This is a genomic window from Shewanella sp. HL-SH8 (genome assembly GCF_051165765.1).
Classification (GTDB): domain Bacteria; phylum Pseudomonadota; class Gammaproteobacteria; order Enterobacterales; family Shewanellaceae; genus Shewanella; species Shewanella glacialimarina.
Genome location: NZ_CP195039.1, coordinates 3,983,213 through 4,001,228, shown reverse-complemented (window position 1 = coordinate 4,001,228; position 18,016 = coordinate 3,983,213). Strand labels below are relative to the sequence as shown.

Sequence of the window (18,016 nt, the reverse complement as noted above, 5' to 3'; positions counted from 1 at the left end):
TCGCCGCTGGGTTAATATCACTCAGCTAAATTCGACAACGGTGTTATACCATATTTTTTGCAAGTCGTTAGAATTTTGGAGTGTTAATGTCGCAACAATCAACCGCATTTAGAGCAAGAAATAGGCAGAAAGATGTCGAAGTAAATGCCTTAAAGTTACCTCCTCATTCAATAGAGGCAGAACAGTCTGTGCTGGGTGGACTTATGCTCGATGCCGAAGCATGGGATCGCGTAGCTGAAGCGGTTGTAGCGGAAGACTTTTATTCTCGATCGCACCGAATGATTTTCAATGCAATGCAACGTTTAATGGAGCGAGCTCAACCGATAGATCTAATCACGGTATCTGAACAACTCGAAATCGAAGATCAATTAGATGATGCCGGCGGATTTTCTTATTTAGGTGAAATTGCTAAAAACACCCCTAGTGCTGGCAACATCTTATCCTATGCGCAAATTGTACGTGAACGCGCAGTGGTGAGAGACATGATTAGTGTTGCCCATGAAATAGCTGATGCGGGTTATAATCCTGAAGGAAGAAATTCAAGTGATTTATTGGACTTGGCTGAAAGCAAAGTATTTAAGATTGCAGAGTCTCGGGCTAATTCAAGTGAAGGTCCAGAAGGAATAAAATCCATTCTGGAAAAAACCGTCGATAAAATTGAGCAGCTTTATAATAATCCCCATAACGGTGTAACCGGTGTTTCTAGTGGTTTTGCTGATCTTGACAAAATGACCGCAGGTTTTCAGTCTGGAGACCTGGTCATTGTTGCAGCGCGTCCATCTATGGGTAAAACCACGTTTGCGATGAATTTGTGTGAGCAAGCTGCCATGAACGAAGATAAGCCAGTGCTTATTTTTAGTCTAGAGATGCCCTCAGAACAAATTATGATGCGTATGCTGGCCTCTTTAGGCCGCGTTGACCAAACCAAAATTCGTACAGGTCAGTTAGATGATGAAGATTGGGCTCGAGTTTCATCAACTATGGGTATTATGCTTGAGCAAGGCAAAATGTATATTGATGATAGTTCAGGCTTAACCCCAACAGATGTGCGCAGTCGTGCAAGACGTATTGCACGTGAGTATGGTGGTTTATCGATGATCATGATTGATTACTTGCAGCTAATGCAGGTGCCAGCGCTAAAAGATAATCGTACCTTAGAGATTTCTGAAATCTCTCGTTCATTAAAAGCCTTAGCTAAAGAGCTTGAAATTCCAGTGGTTGCCTTGTCTCAGCTCAACCGTTCTTTGGAGCAACGAGCTGATAAACGCCCGATTAACTCTGACTTACGTGAATCAGGGGCAATTGAGCAGGATGCTGATCTTATTATGTTTATCTATCGTGATGAAGTTTATAATGACGATACAGAAGACAGGGGCACAGCCGAAATTATTATTGGTAAGCAACGTAACGGTCCAATTGGGCGTGTTAGGTTAACTTTCCAAGGGCATTTCTCACGATTTGATAATTATTCAGGGCCGCAATTCGAAGAAGATTAATATCATCGATTACCTGTTTAATTTAACAATATAATTAACGATGGTTTAGCTTTGCGGCCATCATTTGTTTTATAAGGCCATTTTTTGAAACCTTTTCCCCGCGCTGAAATTAGTCGTCACGCATTGAAACATAATCTTGCCAGATTACGTGAGATAGCTCCCCATAGCCAAATTATGGCGGTAGTAAAAGCCAATGGTTATGGTCATGGGTTATTAAATGTCGCCCAATGCGTCAGCAATTATGACGGTGGAGCCGATGGATTTGGATTAGCAAGATTAGAAGAGGCACTTGAGCTACGTAATGGCGGAGTGCAAGGGCGCTTATTATTGCTTGAAGGCTTTTTTAGGGCCTCAGATCTGCCATTAATTGTTGGAAATGATATTGAAACCGCCGTTCATCATGAATCACAGCTGCTGATGTTAGAACAAACGAGTTTGTCCAAACCGGTTAAAGTGTGGCTTAAAATTGATTCTGGCATGCATAGGTTAGGATTCAGTCTGGAGCAATTTTCTTCTATTTATCAGCGCTTAATCGCTTGCGATTCGGTCGCTAAACCGATTAACTTAATGACCCACTTTGCCTGTGCCGATGAACCCGACAACCCACTGACATTAAAGCAAATGAAAGCATTTGAAGACCTGATTGCTGGGCTTGACGGTGAACGAACGTTAGCGAACTCTGCCGCCACTATTTTTTGGCCACAAAGCCAAGCTGATTGGGTGCGCCCCGGTATCGCATTGTATGGTGTATCACCAGTAATGGGTGATAAAGGCATTAATCATCAACTCATTCCAGCAATGGAATTGGTGTCTAATTTAATTGCAGTACGAGAACATAAAGCCGGTGACTGTGTCGGTTACGGGGCAACTTGGCAAGCAAAAGAAGATACTTTACTGGGTGTTGTCGCCATAGGATACGGAGATGGTTATCCCCGTAATGCGCCTGAAGGAACGCCGGTGTTGCTTAATGGACGCAGAGTGCCGATAGTGGGCCGAGTCTCAATGGACATGCTGACAGTCGATTTAGGCATAGATGCCACTGACAGTGTCGGTGATAGCGTGCAGTTATGGGGAAAAGAGCTTGCGGTAGAAGAGGTTGCAGAACATATCGGCACAATAGCGTATGAACTTGTGACCAAATTGACTCCCAGAGTCGTGGTCGAATTGTTGCCTTAAGGGAAATCGACCGCTTCAACTTTCGATTACAGATTACAGATTACAGATTAGCGAGCGAGCCATTAAGTGATGGCATGCTCGCTTAAGTCTATCTAACGTTCAGGTCTTGCACTAGGAGTCTTATTCTTCTTCAAAGCATATTTCAATAAAAGCCATGCCGTATTCGTGTGAAAATGGCATCATAATTTTTTTGCCTTTGGCTTGATGTGAAATAGTGTGATTTTTTCCTGATACTACCGCAGGGGTCGCCATATCAAAATCATAACCTTTACTGCTGAGTAAATTTTTAGCTCCGCCAGTGACCATATTGGTAATTTCACCCACTAAATCAGTAATATCGGCGTTAATGCCGCTCGGCTTTTCACCTAACATCTTATTCATAATCTCTAGAATAAGTGGCTCTTCGAAAGTAATCGACAGAGACCCTTTAGTTTTAGGCCCCACCATACCAATTAAACCTGAGACATCTCCTTTAGCAAGATCATGATTCTTCAATTGTGGTTTGCCTGGCTTAAGATCCATCATAGCCATTGTCGATATCACATTTACTAACGACACAAGAAAAGGGTTAATAAATTCAACGTTCATATTAAATTTGATCCTTATAGGTAAATGCAGTTAAGGGGAAAGGTAATTAGACTATAAATTACTCTAGTATTAACTCACAGTCTAGAACACCCTTCATTATTTGGGTATCTGAACCTAAGATATACATGATATAATTATCCCATATCGCCAGCTTATTGCAGGCCCGTCTCTATCTTAGTTATATCTTCTTTAATGATGCAGTGGTTATCACTATAGATTAACTAGGGTGGCCGCTTCAGATACAAATATTGGTTTTTATGACTGCTAATGTAAAAATAGATCGCACTTTTTCAATTGCTCCTATGCTGGATAGAGCGGATTGTTCTATAACTTATTGATTTTTAATACTGCTTATTTTTCTGGGGTTCCTATTGGGCACCCCATTATTTTTTTAATGGTTTTGGATACCTGTAATTCCCCGTAAAAATTAAAGTTATTCAAAAAATAAATATTATTTTCCTTTTAATATTTTTGGGTAATGTACATTATTGATTTTGCTTGGTAGTGTAGATTAGTAATTTGATATATTTGTGATAAAGCTAGTCGGAATAATTTTACTTTTAAGTTGGCTGCTGTATAATTTGCCGTCAATTTTAGGATGATATTTACTAAGTTAGAAGGGAGATGTTATGGCTATTAGTAGCGAAATTGCTAAAGCAATTTTAGATCGTGCTCAAGAAAAGTCTATATCCATAACCCCATTGAAGCTTCAAAAATTGATGTACTATTGCCAAGGCTATTTTTTAGCAGCTTATGGTGAAAGAATGTTTGATGAGAATGTCAAAGCTTGGCAGCATGGTCCCGTTGTCGAATCGGTTTATCATCAATATAAGGGTTTTGGTAGTCTTCAAATTCCTCATACTCCCGGTGTTTCTTTTACAAGTTTAAGTGAACAAACCCAAAATATGATTGATTATATTCTTGATAGTTTAGGTGCTTTTGGCGCCTGGGCTTTACGAAATAAAACACATAATGAAGCACCTTGGATATCATCATATAATGCAGCTCATGCGGGGAATGTGGATATTACAGATGCTAAAATGACTAATTTTTTTACATTAGAATTAGCAAATGAACAAGATTTTCAATTAGCAAAAATCTTGGACTCGTCTGAAAAAACCGGTATCAGAACCAATCTCCTTGAGTTGCCTCACGATGTCAATACAGAAGAAGATTTCGTTAGTTGGATTAATGGATAGTAGGTATCAATGCATGGAGCATAACGTCTATTTTACAGAAGAATGTAAATTACAATTACAATCTTTGTCTGAAGAGGCTCAAAAAAAGCTTTTTAAGCATTTTGTTCAGCCAATTAATAATGGACTTACGCCTTCTGAGCTTGAAGGGAAATATAAGCCTAGCTGGGAAATGGAGTTCATAAAAACTCAAATGCAGCAGGCATTTGTCCAACAAGCCAAGGATGAAAAATTATTTCACTATCACTTTGGTTTTCGTTACTACAAAGATGGTAAAGATCCTAAATATGGCGGTAAAGTTTCTGATGGGATTGTACATATAAAACAGAATGAATTTTCAAATCCTCAGGTGACAGAGCATATTGTTTTTGATGTGTGTCTGGAGCATCCTAGCCCCTTTAAAGTTCCTTTTCTAAAAGATAAAACCAAAGCCGCATAATTTTAGTATTTTAGTATTTTAGAAGTTTTAATATTTACCTCCCCTTTTAGCAGCTCTCTAGCTTCTTCATGCTGCTTGCCCTGTATGCGTAGTTTTGAATCGGCAGTGCTGACAAATAGCTCTGCATCGGCTTGTGCATTAACGATAATGCGAGGGTTGATACTCGACACTCGCGTAATTCTTGAATGTCGTAATGGCTAAGGGCGGTGTTTGCCGCTTTTGGTCTTAATGTATGTGCTGCTTTCGATGTAGCCTCTTTTCTGCTTCTCGCTAAGCCGTTTTCACGCAGATATTTTTTTACCTGGTATTGGCTTAAACCGAGTTTTGCTGCAACCTGATCACCACTCAGGTGTTCATTTATGTAGTAGTCTTCAATTAGGTCGCTGAGTATTAATGCCATTGCTGCACTCATTACTTGCCTTCCTTAGCTAGATTTTCAGCTAGCGTTTTCATGAACTGTTGGCATGAACCGACTTGATCACGTGGCAGGGCATACCATTGTTTTAATGCTTCTTTGATAACGTCTGACTTCTTCATATAACCCCTTATGCGACTTTAGCTAATTGAGTGCATTGTTCTGGCAGGTTTGCTTTTACCAAAGCCTCTGAAAGTTGTGGTGGTACGCTATTACCCACCCGTGCGACTTGTTGTTTCTTGGTAGATTTACAGTTGTAATCGCTAATGATGTAATCTGAATTAAAGCCCTGACAGGCAAACAGCTCGTGCGGCTCAAGCATGCGTAAGCCAATATCAACTATTTGGTATGGCTCACCTTTGATGGTCACTAACCCAAATCGGTCATTAGTGGTGATGGTGTGCAGCGGTTCGTCACACGCAACGCCGTCTTGCTCGTTACCGTAGTATTTGATAAAGAACGCTCGCACTTCGCCTAGGTGTAAACCGCCTGCGGTGATGGTGTGAGCAGGTTCAGTCATTTCAAACCCGATGTTAGTGCCGCGCATTTTGACCATGTGACTTGTTACCAGTGCAAAGTGACCGCCTTTAACTTCTGCGCAAATGGTTCTTAACGGTTCATCTGCAGGCATGTTGCGTTGGGCGCTGGCGTTAGCGCATTCTGTTACGAATGGCGTAATAGTTACTTGTGCCGGTGCAGTAAACGGGTTAGCTGAGTCGATTACAAACTTTTGAATACCTTTGGCTATTCGCTTCATTGTGTTTTCGGCTAATGGACGTTTGCGGCCAAATATTGATTTGCATGGTATCGACCAATCGATGCACTCTGCAGCCGTTCGCCAAGGTTTTAATGTGCCAGATTTTACCGCTTCACTATTTGGTGCGCCGTGTGTTGGTTGTGGCCATACGATTGGCTGGTTATCGCAACGCGCAATCATAAAGAAGCGTTTGCGAATGGTTGGCGAACCAAAATCACATGCACGCATTTCACGCCATTCAACTTTATAGCCAAGGCCTTTAATTAGTTTGGCGGTATTAACAAGCCCAAGGGTGTCAACGCATTCATTGAGTGCAGGGTGGTCTGCATCGATTCCATTGCTAAGCATCTTCACAAAAGCATCAAATGTTTCACCTTTGCGGTCTGGGCAAGGTCGTATTGACTCGGTTACCTGGCATTCAATTACTGGGCCCCACGTTTTAAATTCTTCGACGTTTTCTAACATGATGACTTTTGGGTGCACTTTCATTGCCCATCTTATAGCTACCCAAGCAAGGCCACGGATCTCTTTGTTAACGGGCTTGCTGCCTTTTGCTTTTGAAAAGTGCTTACAGTCTGGGCTAAACCATGCTAAATCAACGGGCTTACCTGCAGTGGCTTGCACTGGGTCAATATCAAATACTGACTCGCAATAATGCAATGTGTCTGGGTGGTTGGCTTTGTGCATGGCGATAGCATCGGGGTCATGATTAATTGCAATGTCAACGCTGCGACCAATTGCCCATGCAATACCGGTACTTGCTCCACCACCGCCCGCGAAGTTATCAATGATTAATCCACTCATGCTGCATACCCCTGTAGTCGTAATTTTGAATCGGCGGTGCTGGCAAATAGCTCTGCATCGGCTTGGGTGAAGTTATTAACTTCAATGGCGTTGAAGGTTTTGCACATGCCCCAGCCGTTGTAGTTGTTTGGCTTGTATGTCACTTCAATCTGTTCATGGTCATGCATTAGGGTGAAGAACGGCTCAGATAAGGTGACAACACCTTGTTGAGTGCTGAATGTTGTGGTTACTTTTTTCATGCTGCACCGCCTTGAGCCGTTTTTAGGTCCATCTTTGGGTAACCGTTAACCTGGTAACCTGTCGTAGGGTGACTAGGTAGTCTGATTTGGTGGTATTTGTATGAATGAATAATCGTTCTACCAATTCCTTTAGCTAAGTTTGTTAGCCCATTCCCAAGTGCTTGCCAGTAAAGGCAATCAAGTGCGCCAAGTTTTATGGCGATTCCAATTTTGTCATCACTATGCATTTTTATTGGCAATCCCACTTTTTGAGCGCGGTAGTGCCCTAAAAGATGATTAAAAGCTGCTTTCGATTTCATTTATGCCACCTTGCTTGGTTTGAACTTGATCCAGTCGATTTCTTTAATTTTTTCGACCGTTAATGCCACTTGTTCTAATCGTGTGACAGCTCGTGATAGATTGCTTTTTTTAACGTTGTTTCGAATAGCAGCAACCGTGTCTTGATGGCCTGTGACGAAGTGGTCATTTAATGCGGCCACTATGTCGGGCGATTCAATATTGGTGAGTTGCAGTAGCAGCTGCAGGCGTTCAGCACTTTCACCGCCTTGGATTAGGTATTTCATGCAGCACCGCCTTTAGCTTTCTCTGCATCTTCACCAGTCCACAGTTCCGACTCATGGTTATAATTGTCTTTTACGTGGTTTCTTGCAGTTTGATATAAGTCATAAACGGTTAATTCTGATGGAACTAATCCAGCGAGATAAGTGCCTCTAGCATGGTCTGCAAAGTCCATTACGGCTTTAGCGCGAATATCAGAAATTGATTTGGTGTATCGATAGTGAGACTCATACCTTTCAGTTTGAAGCACAATATAATCCTCAGTAATCGAACAACTATCGAAGTGTTCCTTGCGAGAAAAAGCTGCGCATGCTGAATAACCGTCATAAAAACCATCACCAATTGCATCAAATAACTGAGCCTTTAATTCTTCAACTTCACTTTTTAACTGAGCGTTTTCTTTCTCAAGTTTTAAGTAATCCGCGTACTGAACTAATGGACCATTAGGTACAACCTGGCACGTTTTCGGTGCTTTAAATCTAATTACGGTCATGCTTCACCTTTTAATCGAACGTGTAGTTAAACCAGTATTCTGGTTTGCCTAAAATTTGGCTTTCTTCTGGTGGTGAATCCATCAGGGCTATTTGTTCTAGAGCGTATTCAGCTTTTGCCAATGAATCAGCGGCTAATCTCCGTTGAGATAATTTGCGTTGCTGATAGGCATTCCAAGCAAGCTCTTTGGTTTGGTGGCAAAGACGCTTACCGTCACCATTCAATACAAAGCGTTTTTTTGGGTACCATCTTTGCGCCTGCACAACCCAAGCGCCTTTTGGTGTTTGTCTTACTTCATTGAATACTTCTAGCTGCAACTTAACGCCGTCCTCATCAATATAATCGGCATATCGGTAACGTTGGCTCATGCTGCAACCCCTTGTGGTTGCCCAGCGTCACGGCCGCACTCAAAAACAAACTCAGGTACATTTAGTGGCAACTTATCCAAGCGCGCAGGCATTATCATCGCGACAATTTCTCGGTTTAATCCTGCAACAGCTAATATGGCGTTATCTGGGCTGTAAAGATAAACTGATACAGCACCGAACTTTTGCATCGATGTAAGCTTGTTTAAGCCAGTGAGATAATGAGTGTTAAGCCCGATGTTTTTCGTTGGTTTTGGTTCACCCAAACCTTTAAATATTCGGCTTGCCACAGGGAACTGGCCGTCTATTGGCTTAATGAATTCGATGTAACTGACAAACTCACCATCATCTAAGATACTTTCATCTAAAGGGAATTCGCTGTATTCAATAGCGTTAACTAAAGCTTTGCCTTTAATTATGATGATATTTTTTGATGAAAAAATGCCACGGCCTTTTTTCTTTGATGCCGACAATAAGCCTTTGCTAATTGGGAATATGAATTCGCCATCACTAAAGCCGTCTTTATCGTGAATAGTGACTAAGCGGTGCCCATCTGTTGCCGTTAAGACTACGCCTTGTTCTGAGTGAGGTTTAATATGAAACCCGTTTAAGTAGTAACGAATGTCACCTTTTGCCATAAACTCATAAAGCATTTCTAGGTATTGGTTGTTAAACAAAATATTCATAATCGCTGCTCTCTTCGATTGTTAAACTGTGTAAGTGGCCCATTCCAAAACTTCTTTCTTGGTTTTTGGATTAATGACACCTGTCGGTTTTTTGTATCTGATTTCAATGTCGCGGCACTGTTCTTGTGCTTTGGTTAACGCTACGTATTGCTTTGCTAAATTTGGGGTAGACAAGCTGTGGCTGAGTTTTTGCGCTTTCATTTTTGCAAACAGTTCGTCACGGGTTTTAGCTAGCTTTTGCTGGTATTCATCAATAGTTAGCTCTCGCCTGTTTGGGTAAGCACCAGTGAACTTGCTGCATTTTTTGTCAGCGGCTTTTTTAACTAATGTTTCACTTACTCCAAATACAAAAAACATAGGTCACCCCAAACTTATAAAATATGGTTAAGCCGCTTTTGGGCTGTGAATGTGGTCTTTTTTAGCTTGGTCACGTAGTTTGTCTAGGTGCTCTGCCAAGTCTGTTACATTGACCATCCAAATGGCTTTATTGCTACTTCCGGTTTTAAACGCGGGTACGGGCAACTTGCCTGCTTTTGCGTAGTTTTTGGCGGTTGCTGCTGACAGCCCAAAATACTCGTCACAGATGTCTGTGATGGGGATCACCGCTTTGTTGAACTGGGCCATGAGTAAAAATGCTGTGTTCATGCTTTGTCCTTTACATCTTGATTGTTGCGGCGTTGTAGCTGCACTTTGGTGCGATTCCAGCCTTTGATTAGGCGGTTAAGGCATGGTGCTTCGTGTGGCCAAGTGCGGATCATGTCCTCACATTTGGCTATTTCACTGTCGCAATATTCAGTTGCGGCGCTCATATGCTTGCTCTTAACTGAAATACTTTGCCGGTTTGGTGTAGTGGTGTGTTACGCCATAAGGTGATGCGACCTGTGTTGAAGTTGTATCGCAGGGCTAACTCGTTACCCAGTTCCCCGGCTTGGTTTTCAAACTGCTTACTGAAAAGCTGGCTTGGGTTGCAGGTCATTAACTGGCGTTCAAGTTTGGCGATGCGCTGTTGTACTCGTTCGCATTCCATTGGGTCTTGTTTGGTGGTGAGCAAACAGGCAAAACGAATGCTGACAAGGATGAAGTGTTCAACGCGTTCTTTGTCTGTTATTGGGGTGTTTGTCAGTATCATTTTGCCGTCCTCGGTTAATTGGGTACGCTCAAAGGTTAAGATAACTATACTTTTTAGTCAAGGGTAAAGGTAAAGATTTCTATACTTTTTTGTTTTGGCTATTTTTGTGGGGTTTAGTGTTATAAATTATTCATCTAACTAAGGAGGGTTTATGGCATTAGTAAAGTGTGATGAGTGTGGTAAAGAAAAGAGCAGTGCAGCTAAGGCTTGCCCGCATTGTGGCAAGAGTCGTGATCATATTTCGTCTGGGGTGGTTTGGTTCGCGGTTGTTGGGGTTTTTGTGTTTTTTGGGGCTATGGCAATAATAGGGTAATTTTATCCAAGGAGTGGATTATGAGTGTGGTTGAAACATTAAGGAATTCTATTCGTACAGGTGAAATAGTCACTATTATCTATCATGGTGGCAGTAATCCTGGCGCATCACGGGAAATATTTCCGGTTGGTATTTTGTCAGGCGATGAAAAGCTAAGGGCGCGGTGCATTGTTGATGGAGCAACTAAAGTTTTCAAGATTGACAAAATTTCAATCGTTGATGCTGACGGTGTTATTGATATGGCCAGAGACATTAGCCAATCAAAACTGTACACAAGTCTAAAAGAGTTATACCTCGACGCGGTACCTTTATTTGACGCAGAAAAGTTTCATATTGAGCTCGGCGATAATGAACTTAGTGTTCATAAGAAGTGGAAGAATGGCAAGCATCAAAAAGGTGTTGTTATTAATATTTATTATCAGGAAGCATATACCAATTTAGTTTTTAATTATGAAACTAGCCAATTCGATGAAGTTACAAAGAAACCCCAGAGGCCTTGGTGTATTTTTGGTAAGAACGTCACCCCCAACAGCTATAAAGACTTTAATAAAGCCGCTTATTACTTTATTGAACAGATAGATAAAGCTGTTACAGAGAAAAATATTCATGGTGAAGTAAAAAAATAATACAAGGACTGTATATGAAAGAAATTGATTTAATTAAAAAAATGGCTTTAAGCGCAAGAGCCAAACGAAGTGATATCTTAATCGCCCCAATTAAGCTTGATTTTCTGGATACTCAAAACTGGGTTTTCCCGTTGTGTTACGGATTTCGGGAGGCTTTAGATATTAGGTACACTGAAAAAGTTACAACCATTAAGAAAATGATTGATGGTCAAGAAGTTAAGGTCAAGAAAAAGTACATGATTTGGACGCAAGGTCGAATTATCGCATTTAAGGATAGTGATTTAATTATTAACACATGTGGTGATATTGCTGTACAGGTTGAGTTTGCTCAACCTATGGGGTGGGATGACTCAAAAAATACGATGTACACAGGCAGCGTCATGTTTAAGCTATATAATATTCAAGAAGGTAAGTATTTATTAGCTGCTAGGTATAGGTGTGATCAGTTGGAATTTCTAACCCTTTTAATAAATGGTTCTTTAAAAGGCATAAATGAAATAGCTTTTTAACTACAATACCATTAATTTTTTATTTGGTTCAGGCTATAGCAACACCGAATACCAAAACACTTTACCGATCACAGTGATGTGTTTTATGTCGTCACCTTCGTAGCGTTCGTCTGGCCATTCTTCTAGATTGAAGCTGCGAAGCCTTAAGCCGCCATTTGGTAATTTGTATAATGTTTTGATGCGTAACATACCATCGTGATTGATGGCATACATTTTACCGTCTGTCACATTAGTTTGTGATGTGTCTACCCCGACGGTTGAACCGTTGGGTAACACTGGCTCCATGCTATTACCACTGACTTTAACGCACGCTGCGTTAGTCGGGTCTACATTTGATTTGCGTAATGTTGATTTGGCAAAGCGTAATTTGGGCCCGCCGAAATGAGGCATTTCCGCTATGCCGTGTCCTGCGGCTAATTCTACTTCCATATAAAACGGTATCTCTACTTCATCATCACCTAACGGTGTACCACTGTCCCATGTATCCATAGGGCCAGCCCACTCGGCATTACTTGTTGGTTTAGATTCTTTACCAAATAGCAGCCAATCCGTGGTGCATTGCAGGTGTTTTGCCAAATTATAAAGGTTTTCACCTTTTGGTGAGGTAGCAGCAGACTCCCACTGTGAAATGGTTGCTTTGGTCACGCCTATTAACTTTGCAAGCTCAGGTTGCGTCAGTCTAGCGAGCTTTCTTCGGTCTTTAATTCGGTCATTCATCATAGTATAGATAGCTTAACTAAAGTTTAGTTAAGAATCTGCTCCTTTTTATTGACTTTGTGGTATAGTTTTCTTAACCTTGAGTTTGTTCAGATTTGGAGTTGTTATGAAAACAAAAGACGCTATTTCGCATTTTGGTTCTAAAAGTCAGTTGGCTAAAGTTTTAGGAGTTTCAAAAGGTGCTATTTCTCAATGGCCAGATGATGTGCCAGAGCTTAGGGCTTATCAGATTGAGCGTTTAACAAAGGGTAAGTTGAAGGCTGATTTACCTCGGCTTCAGCAAGCAAGTTAATTGTAGTTGTTAGTAGGGAGAAAAAGCATGAAACAAGTATCACGATTAAATTTATTGATGAAAGCCATTAATGCCTGGCTTGAGTTGCCAAAAGTCAGTCGTTCGGTGTTGGCTGCTGCTGTTGCGCAGGCGGTTGATGACTTAAAACTGGCCACGGTTTTGGCTAAAGAGGGGATTACGTTTACCCATTCGGATGATATTTACAACGATGCCCGGGTGAATGCACAAAAGATTTTTAGATGGCTTGGGCAGTACGAAGGGCAGCATGCGGTGCCAGAACGCTTGTTTCATGTTGAACAGGCGTTATTGGCGGCTATGCCAGTTGATTTACGCATTAGTTATTTAAACGATGTTTATAACATGGTTGGCGTAACTGTGGTGGTTGATCACGTGAGTGATGGCACTGCTATGAATGTTGCAGATATGGCGGCTACGTTAATTAAAGAAAATGGTGAAGCGCAAATGGCGGTTGTTCGTTTGGGTATAGTGCCGAGCCGCCACGATGTTGAACAGGCTTACCGTGAATTGCGTGAGTCGCGCGGGTTTACGCAGGCTAGCATGGATGCGCTTGAGCGTGATTATCCGTTTTTAGCGAATAAATCATTAAAGACGGTAGGTTAGGTATGGCTGATAACGTTGATGATGCTAACAATATGGCTGAACTGCATTTGGCGGCTGAGTTGGCAAAAGCTAAACCTGTTTTACCGCCATTAACCGGGCATTGCTTTTATTGCCATACACCGACTACTGAACGATTTTGTGATGCTGATTGCCGTGATGATTATGAGCGTGAACAGCGCAAAATAATGATGCGTAAGCGGGGCTGATATGGGATTTTTAATTGGCTGGTTAGGTTTAGCAATGATTTTAACTGTTGGTTTTTGTTTGATGTTTAAGGGGACTAATGATGAAGATTAGAATTTTAGCTTTTTTTGCAAAATTAATGGGGATCCAATTCAAGATTGATGGATTCCCCTACGGTGCTACCAAGAGCGACGAACGCGAGCAACAAAAACAATTAATTGGTAGTTCATCGCCAATTGAAAAGAAAGAGAAGTGGGTTATTGAAAAAACGGGCGAAAAGTTCTTTTTCACCCGATGGTTGGGAGATCAGGTTCACGAAAGTTACGCACCAGTATCACAAGATGTTGCGGGTATATATGCTGCGGCTATTGTGCAAGGTTTTCAACCACCACGTTGTTTGAACTATCTCGATAAACTAGCTGGTTAAATTCAACTTGAACTAGCGTTGGTGACCGCTGTTTTAGTCGGTTGAAATCGAGCATTGAGAAGTCTAGCCACATGTTATCAGGGTAGTGACTGAGCATTTCTTTGAACTCACCGACGGTTATTGATGGTTTGTATTGTTCCATGATTCGTCCTTGATGGGTGATGTTATGAATTTAAAAATAAGAAACCCCGCTTAAGTTTGGCGACTGAGCACGGGGTTAATACCTAAAAGAGAGGCAATTACATGTTACGCATGGATTTGTGTTACGTCAATTTAGCTGTTGTTAAGTTGATTTTATGGGGGCTACTCCCATGAGTATGGAATTAATGGTTAAGGCCATGAAAGCGAAGGTAGGTAACCCTTTGCGCAAGTTGGTATTGATAAAACTTGCTGACAATGCAAATGACCAAGGCGAGTGTTGGCCAAGTTATAAGTATATTGCTGACCAATGTGAGATTGGCCATAGCACGGTAAGAAAACATATTGGTGATTTAGTTAAAGCTGGGTTTGTTTCGGTTAAGCATCGGAAAGGACCAAAAGGCAATTCAACTAATGTTTACACTATTACGATATGCCACGATATAGCACCCCTTATGCTACCAGATAGCATACCCCCTCTATCACCAGATAGCATAGGTCTGCCACCAGATAGCAGACCCCCTATGCCACCAGATAGCACCGGAATCAGTCACTCTTTAGAATCAGTCAATGAATCTTTAAAAGATTTACACCCCAAAAAATTGAAAACACCTTTTTGTTTTGACCAATGGCCTGCTTTGCCAAGTGAACAACTTTTTAAAGACTGGTTAGCCGTTCGCAAACAGAAAAAAGCCAAATTGACTCAAACCGCCATCAATCGCCTGGCACCGCACTTGGTGAAAGCCGTTGATGCGGGATGTACGGTCGATGACGTTTTTGAGTTGTGTGTTTCACGCTGCTGGATTGGTTTTGAGTTTGAATGGTTGGTGAATGCGGGTTTAGTGGCTAAGCAAGCGGTTAAGTCTGATTGGGCTGATAGTGTTTTTAACCCTGAGGACCCGTTGATATGAAGTCTATTCAGTCAGTGATTAATGCTAATCGAGTGGGTGTGCCGGTTAACGAACGGGCTAGTAATCAACCTTCGGCTATGGACATGGCGATTGTTGATAGCGTGTTTATTAAGTTGAGGGTGTTGTTTCCTGTGGGTGCGCCAAAAGATGTTGATGAAAAAATTCATAAGGCAGAGTGGCTTAAAACCTTGGCGTTGCAGGGCGTTAGAAGTACTGAGCAAGTTCAAATGGGGTTGAACAGGGCAAGACGTGAGCAAGGCGATAGGCAGTTTTGGCCAACGCCGCGCCAGTTTGCGTTGTGGTGCCAGCCTACGGCTTGTGATTATGGTTTACCTGATGTGGATTCGGCTTACCGTGAGGCTAAAAAGCATTATCACCGTTTGACGAAACACAAGTGGAGCCACGATGTTGTGGGTTTAGCGGTGCGTGAGTGTGGAACCTGGTTGTTTGCTACGGGTATTGAAAAAGATGTTTTGACCATGTTTACCCGCCAGTACGAGATTTTATGCCGCAAATTTGCGAAAGGTGAATTAGTTGATGTTGAGTTGCCTAAGGCATTACCAACACGTGCTACAAGAAGAATAGAACCTGCTGAGGGTAAGGCTTTTGTTGCAAGATTTAGGCGTCAACTTGGTTTGGGGAGTGCTAACGATGAGTAATTTAATTAATAAACCGTTAACCCAGAAAGAGCGTTTGTGTGTGGTGTTGAGTGGCGATCGCTATTTAACTTTGTATGAAATTCAACAGCAATGTTTTGAACGCTTTGGTGTGCACGATAGCGAATGTGCGTTAAGTGCCCGCTGGCGTGAGTTGCCTGTGGCTGTTAAGCAAAAGCGCCGTCGTGATAAGTGCAGTGCTTGGGAATACAGGTTGGTTGCCTGATGAGCAGTGGTGTTGAAATTGGCAAGTTAAACGATGCGGCGTTAAGGCGTTGGTTGCGTGGTGGTGTTATGCGTGATTTTCGTGATCCTCAGTATCCTGAAATTCGTTTGCGTGCCGCAGCTGGGCGTGAACGGGCGAGTGTGTTTTTGGTTGTGAATGAAAACGGTAAGACAGTTTGGCAGAAGTTAGGCACATGGCCGAGCATGTGTATTAGAACCTTGTGTACAGATTTACCGGTGATGTTGGCTAAACGTAATGTTGGCGGCATGGTGACAGGCCAGTTTGATTCGGTTGGCAGTTTGCTTGAATGGCACCAGGAGCATATTGCTAATAACACGACTTATAGCAAAAGTTGGCGCAGCAATGTTAAGTCTATGATCAAGTGTCAGTTGTTGCCGAGGTTGGCTGATGTTCGGTTGGTTGAGGTGAGTTTTATTGCGGTTGATGGTTTTTTGGTTAAGCCGATGTTGGTTGAGGGGTTTTCGCCTAAGTACATTCGTGAGGCGGTGAATAAGCTTAAGTCTGTGTTTGCTGCGGCGTCTAAGCTTCGTTTGATTAACGTTAATCCGTTAGCCGGTTATCGGGTGACGTATTCCATTAAGGTGGGTGATGTGGTTGATACTCGGTTGTTTGAGTCTGATTTAGCTAAGTTGTTTACTCGCTTAAGTGAGGTGGTTATGCCGGTGCAGATGTTGTTTGTGTTGATGATGATGTTTGGAACTCGTATTAACGAGACTCGATTAGCGCGATGGGAACATTTTGCGGGTGACTATTGGGTGATACCTGCCAGTAATGCCAAGAATAATCAGGAGCATCGAGTGCCTATGACTGAGTCGGCTAAGGCGTTAATTCAGCACTATCGCAAGTGGCAGTTGAAGCATGTGGGTAAGAGGGCGTATTTGTTCCCTGGCAGTGTCGGCGCTATTTCTATTCGTTCTGCTCATGATTGGCATACCCAGATTAGGTTTAAGCATTTCACTAGCCATGATTTACGTCGGTTGTTTAGGACCATTGTGGCTGACTTGGGTGTTGATACGATGATTGGTGAGCGTTTACTGAATCATACTTTGCCTGTGTTGCTGCGTAAGTACGTTAAGTCAACGCTGGATAAGGGCATGAGCCAAGCGTTAGATCAATATCATCAGTATTTAATTTATCGTGGGTTTTCTTCTGTTGCGCCCGAGATATTGCCTAGATCGCCTGTTGAAAGTGAGAACGGTCAAATCAAGACTGCAAGCGGGTGGCTGTGATGATCACCGCATCATTATTAGGAGAATATGCAATTAGAGGTTTTTGGGGGCGAAATGGCATTACGCGGGTTTGATTTTTTGAAGACAGGCAGAGAATTACGCGGCCTAACCCAGACCGAGGTTGCTGAGATTTATGGTGTAAGTGAACGGACTTATCGGCGTTGGGAACTGGGTGATGTGAGAGTGCCGTTTGATGATGTTTCGGCAATATGCGACCAGGTGTTTCGACTAGGGATTGATGAGATTAGGGCGACGATTGAAGGTGAACAGTAATGGTGAAGGTTAATGTGCAGCAGCTGGAGCATCAACAAGTGACGTTAAACATGAAGGCATTACGTCATGGTTTGAAGCGTTGGGGTAATTATTGGGCCCATCAAGAACGTGGTAAGGGCTTTGCCAATCGTAGCCAGTGCGACAAGTTAGGTGAGGTGATTGTTTACGGTAGTGCTGGTATTGGTGAGGTTACGCCCCCGCGTGAAGTGAGACAGTTTGACCAGATGATTGAGCGGTTAACACCGCAATGTATACGGGCCATTAGAGCGCACTATATCTGCAAAGGGCAGTGGGCATTGATGGGTTTTGATAGTCAGAAGTCTTATGTGTATTGGTTAAGACGCGCAGAAATTGAAATAGTGGAGTGAGATATGAGTATGTTAAGAAAGATTATTAATAATCGATATTGCTGGCAGATGTGGTTAAGACTGGTTTTATTACCAGTAGCTTTTTTATTTGCATGTCTTGGTGATGTATCAAAATTTATTGTTAACAAAATAGATAGTTTACCAAGGGTTCCAAAGTAAATTCAGA

General features: G+C 42.1%; 32 protein-coding genes. 17 read left to right on the top strand and 15 right to left on the bottom strand.

Going from position 1 to position 18,016, the window contains the following annotated elements; all coding sequences use genetic code 11:
* Nucleotides 1-86 precede the first annotated feature (86 nt).
* Complete coding sequence (gene dnaB, locus ACRWQN_RS17765) at nucleotides 87-1,496, top strand: replicative DNA helicase (RefSeq protein WP_434927201.1); 1,410 nt, start codon at nucleotides 87-89, stop codon at nucleotides 1,494-1,496.
* 84 nt (nucleotides 1,497-1,580) lie between these two features.
* A complete protein-coding gene (gene alr / locus ACRWQN_RS17760; RefSeq protein WP_434939191.1) occupies nucleotides 1,581-2,672 on the top strand; it encodes an alanine racemase in 1,092 nt (363 codons plus the stop codon).
* 120 nt (nucleotides 2,673-2,792) lie between these two features.
* On the opposite strand, the gene ACRWQN_RS17755 is transcribed toward alr, so the two are convergent.
* The gene (locus ACRWQN_RS17755; protein WP_434939190.1) at nucleotides 2,793-3,260 is read right to left on the bottom strand and encodes a chemotaxis protein CheX; all 468 of its coding nucleotides are present in this window, start codon (nucleotides 3,258-3,260) and stop codon (nucleotides 2,793-2,795) included.
* A gap of 629 nt (nucleotides 3,261-3,889) precedes the next feature.
* Here ACRWQN_RS17755 and ACRWQN_RS17750 point away from each other — a divergent pair.
* Nucleotides 3,890-4,459, top strand: a complete 570-nt coding sequence (locus ACRWQN_RS17750) for a Panacea domain-containing protein (RefSeq protein WP_434939189.1) — start codon at nucleotides 3,890-3,892, stop codon at nucleotides 4,457-4,459.
* Nucleotides 4,460-4,472: 13 nt separating this feature from the next.
* Complete coding sequence (locus tag ACRWQN_RS17745) at nucleotides 4,473-4,895, top strand: hypothetical protein (RefSeq protein ID WP_434939188.1); 423 nt, start codon at nucleotides 4,473-4,475, stop codon at nucleotides 4,893-4,895.
* Between the two features lie 46 nt (nucleotides 4,896-4,941).
* Here the strand turns inward: ACRWQN_RS17745 and ACRWQN_RS17740 are convergent, their stop codons facing one another.
* From ACRWQN_RS17740 to ACRWQN_RS17680, 13 genes are read right to left on the bottom strand one after another with little or no spacing between them, the layout of a single operon-like run.
* Complete coding sequence (locus ACRWQN_RS17740; RefSeq protein ID WP_434939187.1) at nucleotides 4,942-5,307, bottom strand: hypothetical protein; 366 nt, start codon at nucleotides 5,305-5,307, stop codon at nucleotides 4,942-4,944.
* A complete protein-coding gene (locus tag ACRWQN_RS17735; protein ID WP_264177954.1) occupies nucleotides 5,307-5,432 on the bottom strand; it encodes a hypothetical protein in 126 nt (41 codons plus the stop codon). The genes ACRWQN_RS17740 and ACRWQN_RS17735 overlap by 1 nt, the downstream gene beginning before the upstream one ends.
* A gap of 8 nt (nucleotides 5,433-5,440) precedes the next feature.
* A complete protein-coding gene (locus ACRWQN_RS17730) occupies nucleotides 5,441-6,871 on the bottom strand; it encodes a DNA cytosine methyltransferase (protein WP_434939186.1) in 1,431 nt (476 codons plus the stop codon).
* Nucleotides 6,868-7,110 carry a hypothetical protein gene (locus tag ACRWQN_RS17725; protein WP_434939185.1) on the bottom strand — a complete coding sequence of 81 codons (243 nt, stop codon included), beginning with the start codon at nucleotides 7,108-7,110 and terminating at the stop codon, nucleotides 6,868-6,870. Before ACRWQN_RS17725 ends, ACRWQN_RS17730 begins: the two co-directional genes overlap by 4 nt.
* A complete protein-coding gene (locus ACRWQN_RS17720) occupies nucleotides 7,107-7,409 on the bottom strand; it encodes a hypothetical protein (protein WP_434939184.1) in 303 nt (100 codons plus the stop codon). The genes ACRWQN_RS17725 and ACRWQN_RS17720 overlap by 4 nt, the downstream gene beginning before the upstream one ends.
* The gene (locus ACRWQN_RS17715; protein WP_434939183.1) at nucleotides 7,410-7,673 is read right to left on the bottom strand and encodes a PapB/FocB family fimbrial expression transcriptional regulator; all 264 of its coding nucleotides are present in this window, start codon (nucleotides 7,671-7,673) and stop codon (nucleotides 7,410-7,412) included.
* Nucleotides 7,670-8,161 (bottom strand): hypothetical protein, encoded by a 492-nt coding sequence (locus tag ACRWQN_RS17710; RefSeq protein WP_434939182.1) that lies wholly within the window; start codon nucleotides 8,159-8,161, stop codon nucleotides 7,670-7,672. The genes ACRWQN_RS17715 and ACRWQN_RS17710 overlap by 4 nt, the downstream gene beginning before the upstream one ends.
* Before the next feature lie 10 nt (nucleotides 8,162-8,171).
* Complete coding sequence (locus ACRWQN_RS17705; protein WP_434939181.1) at nucleotides 8,172-8,528, bottom strand: hypothetical protein; 357 nt, start codon at nucleotides 8,526-8,528, stop codon at nucleotides 8,172-8,174.
* Complete coding sequence (locus ACRWQN_RS17700) at nucleotides 8,525-9,211, bottom strand: hypothetical protein (protein ID WP_434939180.1); 687 nt, start codon at nucleotides 9,209-9,211, stop codon at nucleotides 8,525-8,527. The genes ACRWQN_RS17705 and ACRWQN_RS17700 overlap by 4 nt, the downstream gene beginning before the upstream one ends.
* 21 nt (nucleotides 9,212-9,232) lie before the next feature.
* Nucleotides 9,233-9,568: a hypothetical protein gene (locus ACRWQN_RS17695; protein ID WP_434939179.1), complete on the bottom strand. Its 336-nt coding sequence runs from the start codon at nucleotides 9,566-9,568 to the stop codon at nucleotides 9,233-9,235.
* A 27-nt stretch (nucleotides 9,569-9,595) separates the two neighbouring features.
* Entirely contained in the window at nucleotides 9,596-9,856 is a 261-nt protein-coding gene (locus tag ACRWQN_RS17690; protein ID WP_434939178.1) for a pyocin activator PrtN family protein, read from the bottom strand.
* A complete protein-coding gene (locus ACRWQN_RS17685; RefSeq protein ID WP_434939177.1) occupies nucleotides 9,853-10,020 on the bottom strand; it encodes a hypothetical protein in 168 nt (55 codons plus the stop codon). The genes ACRWQN_RS17690 and ACRWQN_RS17685 overlap by 4 nt, the downstream gene beginning before the upstream one ends.
* A complete protein-coding gene (locus ACRWQN_RS17680) occupies nucleotides 10,017-10,340 on the bottom strand; it encodes a hypothetical protein (RefSeq protein ID WP_434939176.1) in 324 nt (107 codons plus the stop codon). Before ACRWQN_RS17680 ends, ACRWQN_RS17685 begins: the two co-directional genes overlap by 4 nt.
* A 151-nt stretch (nucleotides 10,341-10,491) precedes the next feature.
* Here ACRWQN_RS17680 and ACRWQN_RS17675 point away from each other — a divergent pair, with 151 nt between their 5' ends.
* The 3 genes from ACRWQN_RS17675 to ACRWQN_RS17665 are packed head-to-tail and all read left to right on the top strand — an operon-like array spanning nucleotide 10,492 to nucleotide 11,788.
* Nucleotides 10,492-10,653: a hypothetical protein gene (locus ACRWQN_RS17675; protein WP_434939175.1), complete on the top strand. Its 162-nt coding sequence runs from the start codon at nucleotides 10,492-10,494 to the stop codon at nucleotides 10,651-10,653.
* Nucleotides 10,654-10,673: 20 nt separating this feature from the next.
* Nucleotides 10,674-11,279: a hypothetical protein gene (locus ACRWQN_RS17670; protein ID WP_434939174.1), complete on the top strand. Its 606-nt coding sequence runs from the start codon at nucleotides 10,674-10,676 to the stop codon at nucleotides 11,277-11,279.
* A gap of 14 nt (nucleotides 11,280-11,293) precedes the next feature.
* Nucleotides 11,294-11,788, top strand: a complete 495-nt coding sequence (locus ACRWQN_RS17665) for a hypothetical protein (RefSeq protein ID WP_434939173.1) — start codon at nucleotides 11,294-11,296, stop codon at nucleotides 11,786-11,788.
* Between the two features lie 33 nt (nucleotides 11,789-11,821).
* On the opposite strand, the gene ACRWQN_RS17660 is transcribed toward ACRWQN_RS17665, so the two are convergent.
* Nucleotides 11,822-12,508 (bottom strand): S24 family peptidase, encoded by a 687-nt coding sequence (locus ACRWQN_RS17660; protein ID WP_434939172.1) that lies wholly within the window; start codon nucleotides 12,506-12,508, stop codon nucleotides 11,822-11,824.
* A 103-nt stretch (nucleotides 12,509-12,611) separates the two neighbouring features.
* On the opposite strand from ACRWQN_RS17660, the gene ACRWQN_RS17655 reads away from it, so the two are divergent.
* The 10 genes from ACRWQN_RS17655 to ACRWQN_RS17610 all read left to right on the top strand — a co-directional run bounded on the left by ACRWQN_RS17655 (nucleotide 12,612) and on the right by ACRWQN_RS17610 (nucleotide 17,850).
* A complete protein-coding gene (locus ACRWQN_RS17655) occupies nucleotides 12,612-12,797 on the top strand; it encodes a Cro/CI family transcriptional regulator (RefSeq protein ID WP_434939171.1) in 186 nt (61 codons plus the stop codon).
* Nucleotides 12,798-12,824: 27 nt separating this feature from the next.
* Nucleotides 12,825-13,418: a hypothetical protein gene (locus tag ACRWQN_RS17650; protein ID WP_434939170.1), complete on the top strand. Its 594-nt coding sequence runs from the start codon at nucleotides 12,825-12,827 to the stop codon at nucleotides 13,416-13,418.
* Nucleotides 13,419-13,420: 2 nt separating this feature from the next.
* Nucleotides 13,421-13,624, top strand: coding sequence for a hypothetical protein (locus ACRWQN_RS17645; RefSeq protein WP_434939169.1), 204 nt, complete (start codon nucleotides 13,421-13,423; stop codon nucleotides 13,622-13,624).
* Nucleotides 13,625-13,701: 77 nt separating this feature from the next.
* The gene (locus ACRWQN_RS17640) at nucleotides 13,702-14,028 is read left to right on the top strand and encodes a hypothetical protein (RefSeq protein ID WP_434939168.1); all 327 of its coding nucleotides are present in this window, start codon (nucleotides 13,702-13,704) and stop codon (nucleotides 14,026-14,028) included.
* Between the two features lie 311 nt (nucleotides 14,029-14,339).
* Entirely contained in the window at nucleotides 14,340-15,077 is a 738-nt protein-coding gene (locus ACRWQN_RS17635; RefSeq protein WP_434939167.1) for a helix-turn-helix domain-containing protein, read from the top strand.
* Entirely contained in the window at nucleotides 15,074-15,736 is a 663-nt protein-coding gene (locus ACRWQN_RS17630; protein WP_434939166.1) for a replication protein P, read from the top strand. Before ACRWQN_RS17635 ends, ACRWQN_RS17630 begins: the two co-directional genes overlap by 4 nt.
* On the top strand, nucleotides 15,729-15,959 hold the full coding sequence (locus tag ACRWQN_RS17625; RefSeq protein WP_434939165.1) for a hypothetical protein: 231 nt from the start codon (nucleotides 15,729-15,731) through the stop codon (nucleotides 15,957-15,959). The genes ACRWQN_RS17630 and ACRWQN_RS17625 overlap by 8 nt, the downstream gene beginning before the upstream one ends.
* Nucleotides 15,959-17,209 carry a tyrosine-type recombinase/integrase gene (locus ACRWQN_RS17620; RefSeq protein ID WP_434939164.1) on the top strand — a complete coding sequence of 417 codons (1,251 nt, stop codon included), beginning with the start codon at nucleotides 15,959-15,961 and terminating at the stop codon, nucleotides 17,207-17,209. Before ACRWQN_RS17625 ends, ACRWQN_RS17620 begins: the two co-directional genes overlap by 1 nt.
* A gap of 27 nt (nucleotides 17,210-17,236) precedes the next feature.
* The gene (locus tag ACRWQN_RS17615; RefSeq protein WP_434939163.1) at nucleotides 17,237-17,482 is read left to right on the top strand and encodes a helix-turn-helix domain-containing protein; all 246 of its coding nucleotides are present in this window, start codon (nucleotides 17,237-17,239) and stop codon (nucleotides 17,480-17,482) included.
* Nucleotides 17,482-17,850, top strand: coding sequence for a hypothetical protein (locus ACRWQN_RS17610; protein ID WP_434939162.1), 369 nt, complete (start codon nucleotides 17,482-17,484; stop codon nucleotides 17,848-17,850). The genes ACRWQN_RS17615 and ACRWQN_RS17610 overlap by 1 nt, the downstream gene beginning before the upstream one ends.
* Nucleotides 17,851-18,016 lie beyond the last annotated feature (166 nt).